Raw genomic sequence first — 18,509 nt, 5'->3', positions numbered from 1 at the left:
CATGACGGACCGTAGGACCGAACTCGCCGGAAATCTGGCGAAGGTGGAGGAACGCATCGCGGCCGCGTGCGCGGCGGCGGGGCGTGCCCGTGACGAGGTGACCCTGATCGTGGTCACCAAGACGTACCCGGCGAGCGACGTGAGGATCCTGTCGGAACTGGGTGTGCGTCAGGTCGGCGAGAACCGCGACCAGGACGCCGCCCCGAAGGCCGCCGCCTGTGCGGATCTGCCGCTGCAATGGCACTTCATCGGTCAGTTGCAGACCAACAAGGTGCGTTCCGTGGTCGGTTATGCCGATTTCGTGCAGTCGGTCGACCGGGACCGGCTCGTCACCGCGCTCTCCCGGGAGGCGGTGCGGGCCGGGCGCGAGGTGGGCTGTCTCCTCCAGGTCGCGCTCGACGCCGGAGCGGACGGCCGGGGCGAGCGCGGCGGCATCGCGCCCGCCGGAATCGAAGAGTTGGCCGGTCTCGTCGCCGACGCGCCCGGGCTGCGGCTCGACGGACTGATGACCGTCGCCCCGCTCACCGGGGAGTACGCGGGACGCGAACAGGCCGCGTTCGAACGGCTCATGGATTTGTCGACGTACCTGCGCCGATCCCATCCGGCTGCAACCATGGTGTCGGCAGGGATGAGTGCGGACCTTGAGCAGGCCGTGGCGGCCGGAGCGACACATGTGCGCGTCGGCAGCGCGGTACTCGGAGTCCGCCCCCGCCTCGGGTAACGTCGCGAAGAAGTCGGACCACAGCAGAAAATATGGTCAATGCCGCCGAAAGCGGTACGAAGGCCACGTGGATCGCGGGCACTTGGCAGTCGTCAGCCGATCCACCACAGAGCGGAGGACTCAGAGCATGGCCGGCGCGATGCGCAAGATGGCGGTCTACCTCGGCCTCGTGGAGGACGATGGGTACGACGGCCGGGGATTCGACCCCGACGACGACTTCGAGCCCGAACTGGACCCGGAGCCCGAGCGGGACCACCGACGGCACGAACCGTCACACCAGCCGCACAACGCACATTCTCCCCAAAGGGATGAATCTGTACGAGTGGTGCAGCCGCCGGCGCCCCGTGAGCCGGTCTCGCATTCCGTGGCGCCGACCGCGGATCAGGGCCGTCCGGCGCGGATCGCGCCCGTGGCGTCCATCACACAAGAACGTCCGTCCCTGGAGAAGAACGCGCCGGTGATCATGCCCAAGGTCGTGTCGGAACGAGAGCCGTACCGGATCACCACCCTGCATCCCCGGACCTACAACGAGGCCCGTACCATCGGGGAACACTTCCGTGAGGGCACCCCGGTGATCATGAATCTCACGGAGATGGACGACACTGACGCGAAGCGACTTGTCGACTTCGCCGCAGGTTTGGTGTTTGGACTTCACGGCAGTATCGAACGGGTGACGCAGAAGGTCTTCCTGTTGTCTCCTGCTAACGTCGATGTCACGGCGGAGGACAAGGCCCGCATCGCAGAGGGCGGGTTCTTCAACCAGAGCTGAGAAGCACCACCGGGAAGATGCACGGCACAGGGGAGAGGGAAGCGCAGCGATGAGTGTGTTCGCGCAGGTGATCTACATCGCGCTGATGGTCTTTCTCGGCCTGCTGATCGTCCGGCTGGTCATGGACTATGTCTTCCAGTTCGCCCGCTCGTGGCAACCCGGCAAGGCGATGGTGGTCGTACTGGAGGCCACCTACACTGTCACCGATCCACCGTTGAAGCTGCTGCGGCGGTTCATCCCGCCGTTGCGTCTCGGGGGCGTGGCACTCGACCTGTCCTTCTTCGTACTGATGATCATCGTCTGGATTCTCATCTCGGTGGCGGGGAGCTTCGCGCGATGAGGGTGGACGATACGGTCTTGCCGACTGCCGATGACTACGTTGAGGTGAAGAGATGCCGTTGACCCCCGAGGACGTGCGGAACAAGCAGTTCACGACCGTCCGCCTCCGAGAAGGCTATGACGAGGACGAGGTCGATGCCTTCCTCGACGAGGTCGAAGCCGAACTGACCCGTCTGCTCCGCGAGAACGAGGATCTGCGCGCCAAGCTGGCCGCCGCCACGCGGGCCGCCGCGCAGAACCAGCAGAACATGCGCAAGGGTCCGGAGCAGCAGGACCAGCAGCAGGGCGGAATGCCGCAGCAGGGTGGTATGCCCCAGCAGGGCGGAATGCCCCAGGGTGGTATGCCGCAGGGCGGTATGCGAGGACCCGGCGCTCCGGTGCCCGCCGGCATATCGGGCCCGCCGCAGCAGCAGATGGGTGGCCCCATGGGTGGTCCGCCCCAGCTGCCCAGCGGTGCCCCGCAGTTGCCCGCCGGCCCCGGCGGTCAGGGCGGCCCGCAGGGCCCCGGCCCCATGGGTCAGGGTCCGGGCCAGATGGGCCAGGGTCCCGGCCCCATGGGCCAGGGTCCGATGGGTCAGGGTCCGGGTCAGATGGGCCAGGGTCCCGGCCCGATGGGTCAGGGTCCCGGTCCGATGGGCCAGGGTCCGATGGGTGGTCAGCCGCCCATGCCGCAGCAGATGGGCGGCCCCATGGGTGGTCCCCCGATGGGCGCCCCCGGCCTGCCCGGTCAGGGTGGCCCCGGCGGCGACAGCGCCGCGCGTGTCCTCTCGCTGGCCCAGCAGACCGCCGACCAGGCGATCGCGGAGGCCCGTTCCGAGGCCAACAAGATCGTCGGCGAGGCCCGCAGCCGCGCCGAGGGTCTGGAGCGCGACGCCCGTGCCAAGGCCGACGCCCTGGAGCGGGACGCGCAGGAGAAGCACCGCGTCGCCATGGGCTCCCTGGAGTCCGCGCGCGCCACGCTGGAGCGCAAGGTCGAGGACCTGCGAGGCTTCGAGCGCGAGTACCGCACGCGCCTGAAGTCCTACCTGGAGTCCCAGCTGCGTCAGCTGGAGACCCAGGCGGACGACTCGCTGGCCCCGCCGCGCACCCCGGCCGCCGCGTCCCTGCCGCCGTCCCCGTCGCCCTCGATGGCGCCGGCCGGTGCGGGCGCCCCGTCCTTCGGCGGCAACCAGGGCATGGGCGGTCCGCCCTCCCCGGCGGCCCCGTCCTACGGCGCGCAGCAGCAGATGACGCCGGCCATGACCCAGCCGATGGCTCCGGTCCGGCCGCAGGGCCCCGGCCCGATGGGCCAGGCCCCCTCGCCGATGCGTGGGTTCCTGATCGACGAGGACGACAACTGACGGCCGCGCATGGCCAGTAGTACGCCATAGGCGTCGGCAGCGTTCAGGGCGGGCCCCGGACTTCGGTCCGGGGCCCGCCCTGTTTTACGCGAGTTGACCGCCAAACGGGAGCCGCGTCTCGTTGTCCGTGGCTCCGCCTTGTGTCCGTACCGTGCCCGTCAACGCCGAAGGCCCGGTCCCCCTTCAGAGGGGAACCGGGCCTTCGTACGGGGGTGTTACGCCTTGCGGAGGCGGAACGTCAGGGTCAGGCCCTCGTCCGTGAAGGCGTCGCCGTACGTCCCGTCCGCCTCGCCCTCGGCGAAGTCCGTCGCGAGGACCTCCTCCGCGATCAGGCCGGAGTGCTCGGAGAGGGCGGCGGTCACCGCCGGGTCCGTCGCCGTCCAGCGCAGGGCGATACGGTCGGCCACGTCCAGGCCGCTGTTCTTGCGGGCCTCCTGGATGAGCCGGATCGCGTCACGGGCGAGGCCCGCCCGGCGCAGCTCCTCGGTGATCTCCAGGTCCAGCGCCACCGTGGCACCGGAGTCGGACGCCACCGACCAGCCCTCACGCGGGGTCTCGGTGATGATCACCTCGTCCGGGGCGAGCGTGACGACCTCGCCGTCCAGCTCCACCGACGCGTTGCCCTCGCGCAGCGCGAGCGACAGCGCGGCGGCGTCGGCGGCGGCGACCGCCTTCGCCACGTCCTGCACCCGCTTGCCGAACCGCTTGCCCAGCGCGCGGAAGTTGGCCTTGGCCGTGGTGTCCACCAGCGAGCCGCCCACCTCGGAGAGCGAGGCCAGCGCGGCCACGTTCAGCTCCTCGGTGATCTGCGCGTGCAGCTCCGGGTCCAGCGCGTCGAAGCCCGCGGCGCCGACCAGCGCGCGCGAGAGCGGCTGACGCGTCTTGACGCCGGACTCCGCGCGCGTGGCACGGCCCAGCTCCACGAGCCGGCGCACCAGCACCATCTGCTTCGACAGCTCCGGGTCGATCGCGGACAGGTCCGCCTCCGGCCAGGAGGACAGGTGGACGGACTCCGGCGCCCCCGGGGTCACCGGCACGATCAGGTCCTGCCACACCCGCTCGGTGATGAACGGGGTGATCGGGGCCATCAGCTTGGTGACCGTCTCCAGCACCTCGTGCAGCGTGCGCAGCGCGGCCTTGTCGCCCTGCCAGAACCGGCGGCGCGAGCGGCGCACGTACCAGTTGGACAGGTCGTCCACGAACGCGGAGAGCAGCTTGCCCGCGCGCTGGGTGTCGTACGTCTCAAGGGCCTGGGTCACCTGGTCGGTGAGGGCGTGGAGTTCGGACAGCAGCCAGCGGTCGAGGACCGGGCGGTCGGCCGGGTCCGGGTCCGCCGCGCTCGGCGCCCAGCCGGAGGTACGGGCGTACAGCGCCTGGAAGGCGACCGTGTTCCAGTACGTCAGGAGGGTCTTGCGGACGACCTCCTGGATGGTGCCGTGACCGACCCGGCGGGCCGCCCACGGGGAACCGCCGGCCGCCATGAACCAGCGCACCGCGTCCGCGCCGTGCTGGTCCATCAGCGGGATCGGCTGCAGGATGTTGCCCAGGTGCTTGGACATCTTGCGGCCGTCTTCGGCGAGGATGTGGCCGAGGCAGACCACGTTCTCGTACGAGGACTTGTCGAAGACCAAGGTGCCGACGGCCATCAGCGTGTAGAACCAGCCGCGGGTCTGGTCGATCGCCTCGGAGATGAACTGGGCCGGGTAGCGGCTCTCGAACAGCTCCTTGTTCTTGTACGGGTAGCCCCACTGCGCGAACGGCATCGAACCCGAGTCGTACCAGGCGTCGATGACCTCCGGCACGCGCGTGGCGGTGTCGCCGCACTCGGGGCAGGGGAAGGTCACGTCGTCGATGAACGGGCGGTGCGGGTCGAGGGAGGACTGGTCGGTGCCGGTCAGCTCGCTCAGCTCGGCGCGGGAGCCGGCCACGGTCAGGTGGTCGTTGTCGCAGCGCCAGATGGGCAGCGGGGTGCCCCAGTAGCGGTTGCGGGAGAGTGCCCAGTCGATGTTGTTGCTCAGCCAGTCGCCGAAGCGGCCGTGCTTGACGGTCTCCGGGAACCAGTTGGTCTGCTCGTTCTCCGCGATCATCCGGTCCTTGACGGCGGTGGTGCGGATGTACCAGGACGGCTGCGCGTAGTAGAGCAGCGCGGTGTGGCAGCGCCAGCAGTGCGGGTAGCTGTGCTCGTAGGGCAGGTGGCGGAAGAGCAGGCCGCGCGCGCCGAGGTCCTCGGTGAGCTTCTCGTCGGCCTTCTTGAAGAAGACGCCGCCGACAAGGGGGACGTCCTCCTCGAAGGTGCCGTCGGGGCGGACCGGGTTGACCACGGGCAGGCCGTAGGCGCGGCAGACCTTGAGGTCGTCCTCACCGAAGGCGGGGGACTGGTGGACCAGACCCGTGCCGTCCTCGGTGGTGACGTACTCCGCGTTCACCACGAAGTGCGCGGGCTCCGGGAACTCCACCAGCTCGAAGGGGCGCTGATACGTCCAGCGCTCCATCTCGGCGCCGGTGAAGGACTGCCCGGTGGTCTCCCAGCCCTCGCCGAGCGCCTTCTCGACCAGCGGCTCGGCGACGACGACCTTCTCCTCGCCGTTGGTGGCGACGACGTACGTGACGTCCGGGTGCGCGGCGACCGCGGTGTTGGACACCAGGGTCCACGGGGTCGTCGTCCACACCAGGAGCGAGGCCTCGCCCGCCAGCGGGCCGGAGGTGAGGGGGAAGCGGACGTAGACCGAGGGGTCCACGACCGTCTCGTACCCCTGCGCCAGCTCGTGGTCCGACAGGCCGGTGCCGCAGCGGGGGCACCAGGGGGCGACGCGGTGGTCCTGGACCAGCAGGCCCTTGTTGAAGATCTCCTTCAGCGACCACCAGACCGACTCGATGTACTCGGGGTCCATGGTGCGGTACGCGTCGTCGAGGTCGACCCAGTAGCCCATGCGGTTGGTCAGCTCGGCGAAGGCGTCCGTGTGCCGGGTCACCGACGCGCGGCACTTGGCGTTGAACTCGGCGATGCCGTACGCCTCGATGTCCTGCTTGCCGGAGAAGCCCAGCTCCTTCTCGACCGCCAGCTCGACCGGCAGGCCGTGGCAGTCCCAGCCCGCCTTGCGGCCCACGTGGTAGCCGCGCATGGTGCGGAAGCGGGGGAAGACGTCCTTAAAGACGCGGGCCTCGATGTGGTGGGCGCCGGGCATGCCGTTCGCCGTCGGCGGGCCCTCGTAGAAGACCCACTCGGGGCGGCCCTCGGACTGCTCCAGGCTCTTGGCGAAGATCTTCTGGTCGCGCCAGAAGTCGAGCACGGCGTGCTCAAGCGCGGGCAGGTCGACCTGGGCGGGCACCTGGCGGTACGTCGGCGCTGTCATCTGCGAGCATCCTCCAACGGAACTTGCTGCCTTCCGTCGGAGGGACGAGAGCGTTCTTCCTGTTCACGCCGTATGCGGCGCGCTCCCGCGGTACCACCCTCCTTGGCCCGCCGCCGGTGTCCTACCGGTGGTGAGCCCCCTCATTGGGGTCGCGAAGCCGGCTCTACTCGCCCCTCGCGGGGCTTTCTTCCGGCGGCTCCGGGGTGATCTTCACATCGCGCTCGCCGCCGGGCTCCCACCGTCCCCGGCTCGCTCTGGGCTGCGGTACGACGCTACTCGTCCCCATCCACGCTTCTCGCTCCGCCCAGTGTACGGCGCCGGGCGGACAGCGGCCGACCGGTTTTCCGGCGGCCTGCGGGGGAGCGGGGCGCTGACCCGAATGGGCAGTCCGCCGAGGTGTGCGTCAGGGCGCGGTGCTTCCGGCGGATTACCCGGACGCGAGCTGGGCACAACGGATGCAGGTCTGCTGCGCGGGGGGTGCGGGGCGGGCGAATCGGGCGGCGTGCCCCGTTGCCGCGGGACTCAAGTCGATTTATCGTCCCAGCACGATTCGCGTGCAAGATCACAATATGTGAAGGGGCCGCGGCCATGGTGGCGAAGAAGACCGCCGGTACCTCCGGTGGCTCAGCGGGAACCCTTGCCGGCGTCGGCCCCCCGGTCCGGCCCGACCGCCACCTGCGCGCGGCCTCGGGAGGCGGCGGGGCGGCGAAGGCGGGTTCCGGGGCGGAGGCTGCGTCTGGTGTGGCGAAGGCGTCCGGGGTGAAGGCTTCGTCCGGGGCGGGTTCCAGGGCGGCTAAAGCGGAGTCTGGCGCGAAGGAGGCGTCCAGGGCGAAGGCTGCGGCTGGTGCGGCGGGGGCGGGTTCCAGGGCGGCGAAAGCGGGGTCTGGGGCGAAGGAGGCGTCTGGGGCGGAGGCTGCGGCTGGTGCGGCGAAAGCGTCCGGGGCTAAGACGGCGTCTCGTGCGGCGAAGGCGTCCGGGGTGAAGACTTCGTCTGGTGCGGCGGGGGCGGGTTCCGGGGCGGAGGCTGCGGCTGGTGCAGTGAGGGCTGCTGGGGCTAAGACTCCGTCCGGTGCGGCGAAGGCGGCCGGGGCGAAGGCTGCATCTGGTGCGGCGAAGGCGTCCGGGGTGAAGGCTGCATCTGGTGCGGCGAAGGCGTCCGGGGTGAAGACTTCGTCTGGTGCGGCGAAAGCGTCCGGGAGGCAGGCCGCTGGAAAGACGGCCGCTGGGAAGGGCTCCTCCGGGAGGGCTTCCTCCGAGAAGGGCACCTCTGGGAAGGCTTCCTCCGAGAAGGGCTCCTCCGGAAAGGGGGCCTCTGGGAAGGGGGTCTCCGGGGAGGACAGCTTCCGGGAGAGGGCCGTCAAGGAGGCTGCTGTTGGGAAGGGTGCCTCCCGGGGGAACGGTTCTCGGGAGAGGTCGGCCAAGCAGGTGGCCGCCCGGAAGCCGGTTTCCGGGAATGCTGACCCCGCTGACAAGGCCCCGGCCAAGAAGGCCCCCACCCGAAAGGCGCCTGCCGAGAGGACCACCGCCAAGAAGGCGCCTGCCAAGAACGGCACCGCCAAGAAGGCGTCCGCCGAGAGGACCACCGCTGGCAAGGCGCCTGCCAAGAAAGCCATCGCCAAGAAGGAGCCTGCCAAGAGGACCACCGCTGGCAAGGCGCCTGCCGAGAGAGCCATCGCCAAGAAGGCGTCTGTCGAGAGGGGAGCCGCCAAGAAAGCGTCTGCCGAGCGGGCGACTGCCAAGAAGGCGTCTGCCGGGAGTGGCACCGCCAAAAAGGAGCCTGCCATCACAGCGCCTCCCAAGAGGGCGACCGCCATTACGGCGCCTGCCGAGAAGGCCGCCGCCAAGAAGGCCACCGCCGAGGAGGCTGCCAAGAACGGCACCGCCAAGAAGGCGCCTGCCGAGAAGGGCACCGGCAAGAGGGAGCCCGCGAAGGGGGTGGCGGCCAAGAAGGGCACCTCCAACAAGGGCACAGCCAACAAGGCGGCTGGCAAGAAGGCCGTCGTTGATGAGGCCGCTGCCAAGAAGGCTCCGGCCAAGAAGGTCGGGAAGACCGCTCCGGCGAAAGTTTCCGCGGGGAAGCGGGAAGACGTCGGGGAGAAGAGCACCACTGCCAAGCGCACCACTGCCAGGAAGACCACTACGGGCCGGAAGAGAACGGGCGGCGAGACGGTGACTGCTGAGAAGACGGCCGCCATGGCGACAGCCACCGAGGCGGCGCCCTCCGAGGGCACCCAGAACACGCAGGGCGACCAGGGCAAGCGCGGCGCGGCCGCGAAGGCCGCGGGGAAGACCGCCGGTACCGCGGCGGGGAAGACAGCGAAGAAGGCGGTCGGGAAGACGGCGGCGAAGAAGGCCGCCGCGAAGAAGACCGCGGCCAAGAAGACCGGTGCGGCACGGGCCGCCGGGCAGACGGGAGCCACGAGGGTGGTTGCGAAGAAGACTCCTGGCACGGCCACGGCGGAGCAGACCGCCGTACCCAAGGCGCGGCCCGCCGCCGAACCCGGCGAGCTGGCCGTACGCCCCGGGGAGGACCCCTGGACCCCGGAGGAGGTCGACGAGGCCCGCGCGGAGCTGACCGGCGACGCCGACCGGCTCCGCGAGGAGATCAGCTCCTCCGCGGCCGCGCTCGCCGGCCTGATGCGCGACAGCGCGGACGGCGCGGGCGACGACGAGGCCGACACCGGCACCAAGAACATCACCCGCGAGCACGAGATGGCGCTCGCCGCCAACGCGCGCGAGATGCTCACCCAGACCGAGCGCGCCCTGGAAAGGCTGGACGCGGGCACCTACGGTCTGTGCGAGAGCTGCGGCAACGCCATCGGCAAGGCGCGGATGCAGGCGTTCCCCAGGGCCACCCTGTGCGTGGAGTGCAAGCAGAAGCAGGAACGGCGCTCCTGAGCGAGGGCGTACGCCGGGGTGTGCCGTAGTCTCGTCGTCAGTCAGGCACCTAGGTTGAGGGACTCACGTGGCAGAGGCGGAGCGCATCATCGGTACGCCGGACACCCCGGAAGACAGCGGCGAGCGGCCCGGTGCGGCCGCCGCGCCCGCCGGGCCCGGCACGGACGGACAGGACGCCGCCGCCCGGCGGACCGGACGCGGGCGCCGGATCGCCGTGCTGTTCGCGGTGGCCGTCTTCGCCTACGCCCTCGACCTGGTCAGCAAGCTGATCGTCGTCGCCAAGCTGGAGCACCACGCCCCGATCCAGCTCGTCGGCGACCTGCTGGAGCTGCACGCCATCCGCAACCCCGGTGCCGCCTTCGGCTTCGGCGCGGCCTTCACGATCATCTTCACGGTGATCGCGGCCGTCGTCATCGGGGTGATCATCCGACTGGCCCGCAAGCTCTACAGCACCCCCTGGGCCATCGCGCTCGGCCTGCTGCTCGGCGGCGCGCTCGGCAACCTCACCGACCGCATCTTCCGCGCCCCCGGCATCTTCGAGGGCGAGGTCGTCGACTTCATCGCGCCCAAGGGCTTCGCGGTGTTCAACCTGGCCGACTCCGCGATCGTGTGCGGCGGCATCCTGATCGTGCTGCTGTCCTTCCGGGGCCTGGACCCGGACGGCACCGTCCACAAGGACTGACGGCTCCGGCGAGGGCGGGCGGACGGAGTTTTCCACAGGCTCGTTCGGCGCCCTCGCACCCGTCCGGCATACTCGACGGGTGAGCACGATTCCCGAGATCCGAACCCTGCCCGTGCCCGACGGCCTGGAGGGCGAGCGCGTCGACGCCGCCATCTCCCGGATGTTCGGCTTCTCCCGCACGAAGGCGGCGGAGCTGGCCGCGGCCGGCAAGGTCCAGGTCGACGGCGCCGTGGTCGGCAAGTCCGAGCGGGTGCACGGCGGTGCCTGGCTGGAGGTCGAGATGCCGCAGGCACCCGCCCCCGTCCAGATCGTCGCGGAGCCCGTCGAGGGCATGGAGATCGTGTACGACGACGATGACGTGGTCGTCATCGTCAAGCCGGTCGGCGTGGCCGCGCACCCCTCGCCCGGCTGGACCGGCCCGACCGTCATCGGCGGCCTCGCCGCCGCCGGGTACCGGATCTCCACCTCCGGCGCCGCCGAGCGCCAGGGCATCGTGCACCGGCTCGACGTGGGCACCTCCGGCCTGATGGTCGTCGCCAAGTCGGAGCGGGCGTACACCTCGCTCAAGCGCCAGTTCAAGGAGCGCACGGTCGACAAGCGCTACCACACGCTGGTCCAGGGCCACCCCGACCCCATGAGCGGCACGATCGACGCTCCCGTCGGCCGCCACCCCCAGCACGACTACAAGTGGGCGGTCACCGCCGAGGGCAAGCCCTCCGTGACGCACTACGACCTCATCGAGGCCTTCCGCGCCGCCTCCCTGCTCGACGTGAAGCTGGAGACCGGCCGCACCCACCAGATCCGCGTCCACATGTCGGCCCACCGCCACCCCTGCGTCGGCGACCTGACCTACGGCGCCGACCCGACGCTCGCCAAGCGGCTCAAGCTGCAGCGCCAGTGGCTGCACGCGGTCCGGCTCGGCTTCGAGCACCCGGCGGACGGCCAGTGGGTCGAGTTCGAGAGCGAATACCCCGAGGACCTGCGAAAGGCCCTCGACCTGGTCCGGGAGGAGACCTACGCGTGAGCACGCCGTACACGGTCCGGGTCGCCGAGGGACCGGCCGACCGCGAGGCCTGCTTCGCGGTCCGCAAGGAGGTCTTCGTCGCCGAGCAGGGCGTCCCCGAGGACATCGAGTACGACGCCCATGACGCCGGTGCCGTGCACGTGCTCGCCATGAGCGCCGACGGCACCCCGCTCGGCGCCGGACGTCTGCTGCACGGCGCGGCCGCGACCGGGCACACCGGCGCGGACGCCTCGGTGGGCTCGCTCGGGCGGCTGGCCGTCACCCGCGCCGCGCGCGGACTCGGCGTCGGCGCGGCCCTGGTGCGCGCCGTGGAGGACGCGGCCCGCGCGCTCGGCCTGACCGCCGTGGACCTGCACGCCCAGACCCACGCCCTCGGTTTCTACGAGCGCCTGGGGTACACGCCGTACGGTCCGGAGTTCATGGACGCCGGCATCCCGCACCGGGCGATGCGCCGCACCCTGTAGCCGACCCCCCGCCCGCCGGGTCGGACCCCGGCTCCGGCCGGGCGGCGTGGCAGTCTTGAGCTTTGCGGTGTGATCGCGGACTCCCGGAGCGCTCGACGTGGATCAGCTGGCCCTGTTGTTCGTGGTGCTGCTCGCGGCCCTGGTGAGCGTCCCGGTGGGGGAGTACTTCGGGCTGCCGGCGCCGGTGCTGATGACCCTGTTCGGCGGGGTCCTGGCGGTGCTCGACTTCGTGCCGACGGTCGACATCCCGCCGGAACTCATCCTGCCCGCGCTGCTGCCCCCGCTGCTCTACGCCGCCGTGCGCCGCACCTCCTGGCGGCAGTTCGCGGCCAACAAACGGCCGATCTTCCTGCTCGCCGTCGCGCTGGTCTTCGTGACCACGGTGTGCGTGGCGGCCGTGGCCCACGCGATCGTGCCCGGGCTGCCAATCGCCGCCGCGGTGGCGCTCGGCGCGCTGATCGCCCCGCCCGACCCGGTGGCCGCGACCGCCGTCGCCGGACAGCTCGGGCTGCCCCGCCGTCTGGTGTCGATCCTGGAGGGGGAGGGGCTCTTCAACGACGTCACGGCGATCGTGCTCTACCACGTGGCCATCGCCGCCGCCGTCAGCGGGGAGTTCTCGCCCTGGGGCGCCGGGCTCGACCTGGTGCTGTCCGCCGTGGTCGCGGTCGTCATCGGACTGGTCCTCGGCTGGGGCGCCAACAAGCTGATGGACCTGCTCGACGACGCCACCCTCCAGATCGGGCTCACGCTGCTGGTGCCGTACGCCTCCTACGTCCTGGCCGAGGGGCTGCACGGCTCCGGCGTCCTCGCGGTGCTCACCACCGCGCTGTTCCTCGCCGAGTACGCCACCGACGCCGACGACGTGATGACCCGGCTCGCCGGGCACACCTTCTGGGACATCATCGACACGCTCGTGACCGGCGTGGCCTTCGGGCTGATCGGCCTCGAACTGCACAACGCGATCCGTACCGCCTCCGGCCGCTGGGGCGAGCTGATCGGCTGGGCGGCGGCCGTCGCGGCCACCGTGATCCTCGTACGGCTGCTGTGGCTGATGCCCGCGACCTGGCTGACCAAGCGGCTGCACGCCCGGCGCGACTACGACGAGGACATCCCGGTCGGCTGGCGCGAGACCGTCGTGATGTGGTGGTCCGGGATGCGCGGGGTGGCCTCCGTGGCGCTGGCCCTCGCCATCCCGCTGGAGACCAAGGACGGCGTGTCCTTCCCCGACCGGGACATCATCATCTTCATCGCCTTCGGGGTGATCATCGCCACCCTCGTGCTCCAGGGGCTCACGCTGCCCTGGCTGGTGCGCAGGCTCGGGGTGCGGGCGGACTCCGAGCGGGAGAAGGAGTTCGAGACGGAGCTGGCGGTGCGCGCGACCAAGGCGGCGCGGCGCCGGCTGCGGGAGATCGAACAGGTGGAGGACCTGCCCGAGGAGCTGTCGGAGCAGATGCTGCGGCGCGCCTTCGACATCGGCATCCGGATCAGCCCCGACATGGGCGAGGAGGAGCGCCGCGAGGCCCACAAGCAGCGGGCGCGGCGGCTGAAGCGGGTGCGCAAGATCCAGGCGGAGATGATGAGCGCGGCCCGCCACGAGGTTCTCGCCGCGCGCAGCGAGCCGGGCGCCGACCCGGAGATCGTCGACCGGGTGCTCCGGCACCTGGACGTACGCAGCATGCGCTGATCCGGCGCCCCGGCACCCGGCCGCGCCCGCTCTGCCCCCTAACCCCGCCCCGTGCGCGGAAACTCGTAGGCGTGGCGCAGGGTCTTGCGGTCCGGGGCCGGGACATGGTCCGGGGCGGGCACCGCGTCGCCGGTGTTGACGCGGGGGAGGGCGTAGGGGTGCTCGGCGCGCAGCCAGGCGATCATCTGCTCGCGCACCGCGACCCGTACCGTCCAGATGTCGTCCGCGTCCTTCGCGGTCACCAGGGCGCGCACCTCGATGGTGTTGGGGGCCGTGTCCGTCACCACCAGGCTGTGCGCGCGGCCGTCCCAGGCCGGGCAGGCGCGCAGGATGTCCCGCAGCCGCTCGCGCATCGCCTCGATCGGCGCGCTGTGGTCGAGCTGCCAGAAGACGGTCCCGGTCATCTGCGGGGTGCCGCGCGACCAGTTCTCGAACGGCTTGGAGGTGAAGTACGAGACCGGCATGGTGATCCGGCGCTCGTCCCAGGTCCGCACGGTCAGGAAGGTCAGGGTGATCTCCTCCACGGTGCCCCACTCGCCGTCCACGACGACCGTGTCCCCGATGCGCACCATGTCGCCGAAGGCGATCTGCAGCCCGGCGAACATGTTGGCCAGCGTCGCCTGCGCGGCCACACCGGCGACGATGCCCAGCACCCCGGCCGAGGCCAGCAGCGAGGCGCCGGCCGCGCGCATCTCCGGGAACGTCAGCAGCATCGCGGCCACCGCCACCACGCCGACGATCGCGGAGACCACCCGCATGATCAGCGTCACCTGGGTCCGCACCCGGCGCACCCTGGCCGGGTCGCGATGGGCGCGGGCGTAGCGGCTGTACGAGGTCTCCACGACGGCCGAGGTGATACCGATCACCAGCCAGGCGGTCGAGCCGATCAGCACCAGGGTCAGCGTCTGCCCGATGCCCACGCGGTGCCCCCTGAGCGCGGGCACCTGGGCGAAGGAACCTCTGAGCAGCGCGGCCAGCAGGACCAGTTGATAAGGGATGCGGCAGCGGCGCAGCAGACCCCACAGCGGGGTCTCGCCGTGCTGTCCGTCGGCCTTGCGCAGCAGCACGTCGGTGCCCCACCCGATCAGTACGGTGAGGACGACGCAGCCGCCGACCACGATCAGGGGTCGGATGTCGTTCTCCATCCGGTGCGCCTAACCGCGAGACGCCGTCATGAACCTGCGTGTTCCCCGGTGGAACGGGCAGGAGGCCGTGCCGGTACGGGCCTTCGGGGCCCCGGCTGGCACCATGGGGCCATGAACATCATGCTCTTTCACTCCGTCCTCGGGCTCACTCCCGAGGTGCGCGACGCCGCCGACCGGCTGCGCGCGGCCGGCCACGAGGTGTGGACGCCGGACCTCTTCGAGGGGCGCACCTTCGACACGGTCGAGGAGGGGATGGAGTTCAAGGAGGAGGTCGGCAAGGAGGAGCTGCTGAAGCGGGCGGTGCTCGCGGCCGCGCCCTACTCCGAACGCGGCCTGGTCTACGCCGGGTTCTCGCTCGGCGCCTCCGTCGCCCAGACCCTGGCCCTCGGCGACGAGAAGGCCCGCGGGCTGCTGCTCCTCCAGGGCACCTCGGACATCGCGCCGACCGCGCACGTGGACGAACTCCCCGTCCAGCTGCACGTGGCGGAGCCGGACCCGTTCGAGACGGACGACTGGCTGAGCGCCTGGTACCTCCAGATGGGCCGCGCCGGCGCCGACGTCGAGGTCTACCGCTACCCCGGCGCCGGTCACCTCTACATGTTCCAGGACACCCCCGACTACGACGCCGAGGCCGCCGAGGCCACCTGGCGGGTGGCGCTCGGCTTCCTCGACAGCCTGTGACGCCGGGTCACACCGGGTCGTAGGTCCGCTCGACGCTCTGGGTGCCGCTGCGGGTGCGGTACGAACGCGCCCACGCGGACGTGGCATTGGGGTCCGCGCGGTCGGAGATGACGTAGTAGTCCATCTGCGCGCGGTCGGCGGTGATGTCGAGGACGCCGTAGCCGTGCCGGTCGGTGTCCACCCAGTGCACGTGCCGGTTGGCGGCCCTGATGACCGGCGCGACGACCGCCGACACCGTGCCCTCGGGGACCTTCACGATGTCGTCGAGGTTGTCCGAGGTGAGCGAGGTGACCACGAACTCGGTCGCCGCGGACGCCGAGAGCGGATAGGTGCCCGCGTCGTAGGGCACGTCGTTGGCCCAGGCCATGTGGATGTCGCCGGTCAGGAAGACCGTGTTGCCGATGACGTTGGCCTTGAGGTGCGCGAGGAGTTCGCGGCGGTCGTCGGTGTAGCCGTCCCACTGGTCGGTGTTGAGGGCGATGCCCTCCTGCGGCAGGCCGAGCAGCTTGGCCAGCGGCCTGAGCAGGTCGGCGGAGAGCGAGCCCACCGAGAACGGCGAGATCATCACCGAGTTGCCGACCAGCCGCCACTTGGTGTCCGACGCCTTGAGCCCCGCCTTCAGCCAGTCCAGCTGGGCGCGCCCGGTGATCGTACGGTCCGGGTCGTCCACCGCGCCGCTCGCGGTGGACGCCTGCTGGGAGCGGAAGGAGCGCAGGTCGAGCAGGGAGAGGTCGGCCAGCTTGCCGAAGCGCAGCCTGCGGTAGGTGGTGCCGGCGACGGCCGGGCGGACCGGCATCCACTCGAAGTACGCCTGCTTGGCGGCGGCCTGGCGCGCCGACCAGGTGCCCTCGGCGCCCTCGGTGTGGTTGGTGGCGCCGCCGGACCAGGCGTTGTCCGCGAACTCGTGGTCGTCCCAGATCGCGACGACCGGCGCCTTCAGGTGCAGCGCCTGGAGGTCGGGGTCGGTCTTGTACTTCGCGTGCCGGACGCGGTAGTCGGACAGGGTGAGGATCTCGTGCGCGGGGGCGTGCGGGCGGACGACCTTGTCGCGGCTCGCGTACTCGCCGCTGCCGTACTCGTAGATGTAGTCGCCCAGATGCAGCCAGGCGTCCAGGTCGCCGCGGGCCGCGAGGTGGCGGTAGGGGCTGAAGTAGCCCGCCTCCCAGTTGGCGCAGGAGACCACGCCGAAGCGCAGACCGGTGACGTTCGCGTCGGGGGCCGGGGCGGTGCGGGTGCGGGCCACCGGGGAGTCGGTGCCGCCGGAGGAGAAGCGGAACCAGTAGTCGGTGGCGGGCGCGAGGCCCCGGATGTCGGCCTTCACGGTGTGGTCGGCGGCCGCCGTCGCGGTGGCCGAGCCGGAGGCGACGACCGAGGTGAGCGCCTTGTCCCGGGCGACGACCCAGCTCACCTCGGTGTCGGGGCCCGCCCCGGAGCCGGGCTGCGCCTCGGGCGTGGGCGTCACCCGGGTCCACAGCAGCACCCCGTCGGGCAGCGGGTCCCCGGAGGCCACGCCGTGCGCGAAGACGGGGGCGGCGGTGGCGGCACGCGCGGGCAGCGCGGCGGCGAGCGGTCCGGCGAGCGCGGCGGTGGCGGCGGCGGCCTTGACGACGCTACGGCGGCTCGGGGCAAGGGAGTCGAGGGCCTGGGCGGCCGCGAGAGGTCTCGATGGTCTGGTCACGGCCGATCAGGCTACTGATCGGTAAGCGAAAGAGCGGGCGAACTCCGAAAGTTCGCCCGCTCTTCACTCGGTGAAGGGGATCAGCCCTTGAGCGCCTTCGTGATGGCGGGGCCGAAGTCGGCCGCGTTCATCGGGGCGTTCTGGCCGCCGGAGTCCGTGACCTTCTTGCCGTCCATCATCAGCGTCGGCGTGCCCTGGAAGCCGTACTTCTTGCCGTCCGCGTTGAACTTGTCGCTCATCAGCAGCGCCCACTTGTCGTAGGTGCCGTCCTTGACGTCCTTCTGGAACTGCGCGTTGCCCTTGAGCGCGGGCACCGTGTCGGCCACCTTGATCAGGTAGTCGTCGTCCTTGAACTTGTCCTCCTGCTCGTCGGGGTGGAACTTCGCCGAGTAGAGGGCCGCCTTGTAGTCGAGCATGGCCTGGCCACTGACGTTCAGGGCCGCGCCCATCGCGCTCAGCGCGTTCTTGGAGCCCTCGCCCGGGATGTTGTTGTCGATGAAGGTCGCGCCGACGTACTGGATCTTGTACTTGCCGTCCGCCACGTCCTTGTCGACCGTGGCGCCGTTGGCCTGCTCGAACTGGGCGCAGACCGGGCAGCGCGGGTCCTCGTACATCACGAGGGTCTTCTTGGCGGTGTCCTTGCCGATGACCACGGTCGTGCCGTCGGCGCCGGAGGAGTGGGCGGGCTTGACCAGCTTCGCGGTCTTGGCCGCGTCCCAGCCGCTCGGCTTGTTCGCCTGGACGACCGCGTAACCGATGCCGCCCGCCGCGGCCAGCACGGCTATCGCCGAGACGGCGACGATGATCTGCCGCTTGGCCTTGGCCCGCTTGGCCTCGCGCTCGCGCTCCTGGCGCAGCCGCTCGCGGGCCGCCGTCTTCGCTGCCTGGGTGTTCCGGTTGCTCATGGTGGTGATCTCCATAGGGGACGCGCACACGACGTGCTCGGGGCACAGGTACGCGGGGATACGTGTGGGCAGCCGAGCCGTGCTCGGCGCCGCCCCTCAGGGGCAGGCGAGGGCGGGCCGGCACGGAGGGCCGCGTCGTCCCAGGGAGTGCGTGAGGAAGAGGCCGCGCGGGGTCGCCGGGCGCGGCCGGGGGCGCGGGACGCGGCGGGCCGGGGCCGGGCGGACCGCCACGGCGGCCACCGCGAGCAGCAGCGGACGGAACGTGGTCGCGGCCACCGCGCGCAGCAGGGCCGCGAGCGCCCGCTCACCGCGCCGCAGCCAGGCGGCGGCCAGCAGCCCCACCGCGACGTGCGCGGCGAGCAGCAGCCAGGCGGTCGCCGGGGCCGGATGGGTGAGCGGCACGGCGGCGCGCGCGGGCACACCGGTCAGCCGGGTCAGCGGGGTGCCCAGCGCCTCGCCCCGGCACAGCAGGTCCAGGCCGAAGGCGTGCAGCGGGCCCGCCACCGGGCCGCCCGCGCGGCCGTAGCAGGCGTGCTGCCCGGTGGTGAAGACCGTGTCCGCCGCCAGCTCCAGCGGGACCAGCAGGGCCGCGATGCGGCCGAAGCCGCGCTCGCGGCCCGCCAGGGCGTACGCCGCGAGGAACACCCCGCAGGCGACCGTGAGCACGGTCACCGGCGGCAGCGGGGCCCGGGACAGCAGGACGTGCGACGCGGCGGCGAGCGTCACGGTGAAGGCCGTGAACAGCGCCGCGCGTACGGCCCTGAGGTGAGTCCCGGATATGTCCATGGTGAGAGCAGAGTCTGTCACGTACGCGGTGAAGGGGGCC

Annotated in this window: 15 protein-coding genes; 10 read left to right on the top strand and 5 right to left on the bottom strand. The window is 71.3% G+C overall.

Annotated features, from left to right (window positions below; genetic code table 11):
• The first annotated feature begins 1 nt into the window (after nt 1).
• From AB0898_RS20550 to AB0898_RS20535, 4 genes are all read left to right on the top strand, one after another.
• Nucleotides 2–721, top strand: a complete 720-nt coding sequence (locus AB0898_RS20550; protein WP_366804373.1) for a YggS family pyridoxal phosphate-dependent enzyme — start codon at nt 2–4, stop codon at nt 719–721.
• A gap of 127 nt (nt 722–848) precedes the next feature.
• Nucleotides 849–1,490: a cell division protein SepF gene (gene sepF, locus AB0898_RS20545; RefSeq protein WP_366804372.1), complete on the top strand. Its 642-nt coding sequence runs from the start codon at nt 849–851 to the stop codon at nt 1,488–1,490.
• Nucleotides 1,491–1,539: 49 nt separating this feature from the next.
• The gene (locus tag AB0898_RS20540; RefSeq protein WP_161178205.1) at nt 1,540–1,830 is read left to right on the top strand and encodes a YggT family protein; all 291 of its coding nucleotides are present in this window, start codon (nt 1,540–1,542) and stop codon (nt 1,828–1,830) included.
• Nucleotides 1,831–1,882: 52 nt separating this feature from the next.
• Nucleotides 1,883–3,169 (top strand): DivIVA domain-containing protein, encoded by a 1,287-nt coding sequence (locus AB0898_RS20535; RefSeq protein WP_366804371.1) that lies wholly within the window; start codon nt 1,883–1,885, stop codon nt 3,167–3,169.
• 215 nt (nt 3,170–3,384) lie between these two features.
• On the opposite strand, the gene ileS is transcribed toward AB0898_RS20535, so the two are convergent.
• Nucleotides 3,385–6,522: an isoleucine--tRNA ligase gene (ileS, locus tag AB0898_RS20530; RefSeq protein ID WP_366804370.1), complete on the bottom strand. Its 3,138-nt coding sequence runs from the start codon at nt 6,520–6,522 to the stop codon at nt 3,385–3,387.
• A gap of 1,161 nt (nt 6,523–7,683) precedes the next feature.
• Here ileS and AB0898_RS20525 point away from each other — a divergent pair.
• The 5 genes from AB0898_RS20525 (at nt 7,684) to AB0898_RS20505 (ending at nt 13,274) form a co-directional block, all read left to right on the top strand.
• Complete coding sequence (locus AB0898_RS20525; RefSeq protein ID WP_366804369.1) at nt 7,684–9,420, top strand: histone H1-like repetitive region-containing protein; 1,737 nt, start codon at nt 7,684–7,686, stop codon at nt 9,418–9,420.
• A 67-nt stretch (nt 9,421–9,487) separates the two neighbouring features.
• Nucleotides 9,488–10,102: a signal peptidase II gene (lspA, locus tag AB0898_RS20520; RefSeq protein WP_366804368.1), complete on the top strand. Its 615-nt coding sequence runs from the start codon at nt 9,488–9,490 to the stop codon at nt 10,100–10,102.
• Between the two features lie 79 nt (nt 10,103–10,181).
• Nucleotides 10,182–11,126, top strand: a complete 945-nt coding sequence (locus AB0898_RS20515) for an RluA family pseudouridine synthase (RefSeq protein WP_366804367.1) — start codon at nt 10,182–10,184, stop codon at nt 11,124–11,126.
• Nucleotides 11,123–11,590, top strand: coding sequence for a GNAT family N-acetyltransferase (locus AB0898_RS20510; protein ID WP_366804366.1), 468 nt, complete (start codon nt 11,123–11,125; stop codon nt 11,588–11,590). The genes AB0898_RS20515 and AB0898_RS20510 overlap by 4 nt, the downstream gene beginning before the upstream one ends.
• A 97-nt stretch (nt 11,591–11,687) precedes the next feature.
• Nucleotides 11,688–13,274 (top strand): Na+/H+ antiporter, encoded by a 1,587-nt coding sequence (locus AB0898_RS20505; protein WP_366804365.1) that lies wholly within the window; start codon nt 11,688–11,690, stop codon nt 13,272–13,274.
• 38 nt (nt 13,275–13,312) lie between these two features.
• Here AB0898_RS20505 and AB0898_RS20500 read toward each other — a convergent pair whose 3' ends face one another.
• Nucleotides 13,313–14,419 (bottom strand): mechanosensitive ion channel domain-containing protein, encoded by a 1,107-nt coding sequence (locus AB0898_RS20500; RefSeq protein ID WP_366804364.1) that lies wholly within the window; start codon nt 14,417–14,419, stop codon nt 13,313–13,315.
• Between the two features lie 111 nt (nt 14,420–14,530).
• Here AB0898_RS20500 and AB0898_RS20495 point away from each other — a divergent pair, with 111 nt between their 5' ends.
• The gene (locus AB0898_RS20495; RefSeq protein WP_366804363.1) at nt 14,531–15,100 is read left to right on the top strand and encodes a dienelactone hydrolase family protein; all 570 of its coding nucleotides are present in this window, start codon (nt 14,531–14,533) and stop codon (nt 15,098–15,100) included.
• Nucleotides 15,101–15,107: 7 nt separating this feature from the next.
• On the opposite strand, the gene AB0898_RS20490 is transcribed toward AB0898_RS20495, so the two are convergent.
• The 3 genes from AB0898_RS20490 to AB0898_RS20480 all read right to left on the bottom strand — a co-directional run bounded on the left by AB0898_RS20490 (nt 15,108) and on the right by AB0898_RS20480 (nt 18,469).
• Complete coding sequence (locus AB0898_RS20490) at nt 15,108–16,778, bottom strand: alkaline phosphatase D family protein (protein WP_366804362.1); 1,671 nt, start codon at nt 16,776–16,778, stop codon at nt 15,108–15,110.
• Nucleotides 16,779–16,858: 80 nt separating this feature from the next.
• Nucleotides 16,859–17,683 (bottom strand): thioredoxin domain-containing protein, encoded by an 825-nt coding sequence (locus AB0898_RS20485; protein ID WP_366804361.1) that lies wholly within the window; start codon nt 17,681–17,683, stop codon nt 16,859–16,861.
• 96 nt (nt 17,684–17,779) lie between these two features.
• Nucleotides 17,780–18,469, bottom strand: coding sequence for a hypothetical protein (locus AB0898_RS20480; protein ID WP_366804459.1), 690 nt, complete (start codon nt 18,467–18,469; stop codon nt 17,780–17,782).
• Between the last annotated feature and the right edge of the window lie 40 nt (nt 18,470–18,509).

Origin of the sequence: Streptomyces sp. NPDC005435 (assembly GCF_040703155.1) — a bacterium.
Taxonomy (GTDB): Bacteria; Actinomycetota; Actinomycetes; order Streptomycetales; family Streptomycetaceae; genus Streptomyces.
The sequence above is the reverse complement of the archived record's forward strand: the minus strand, read 5'-3'. Positions and strand labels throughout refer to the sequence as shown.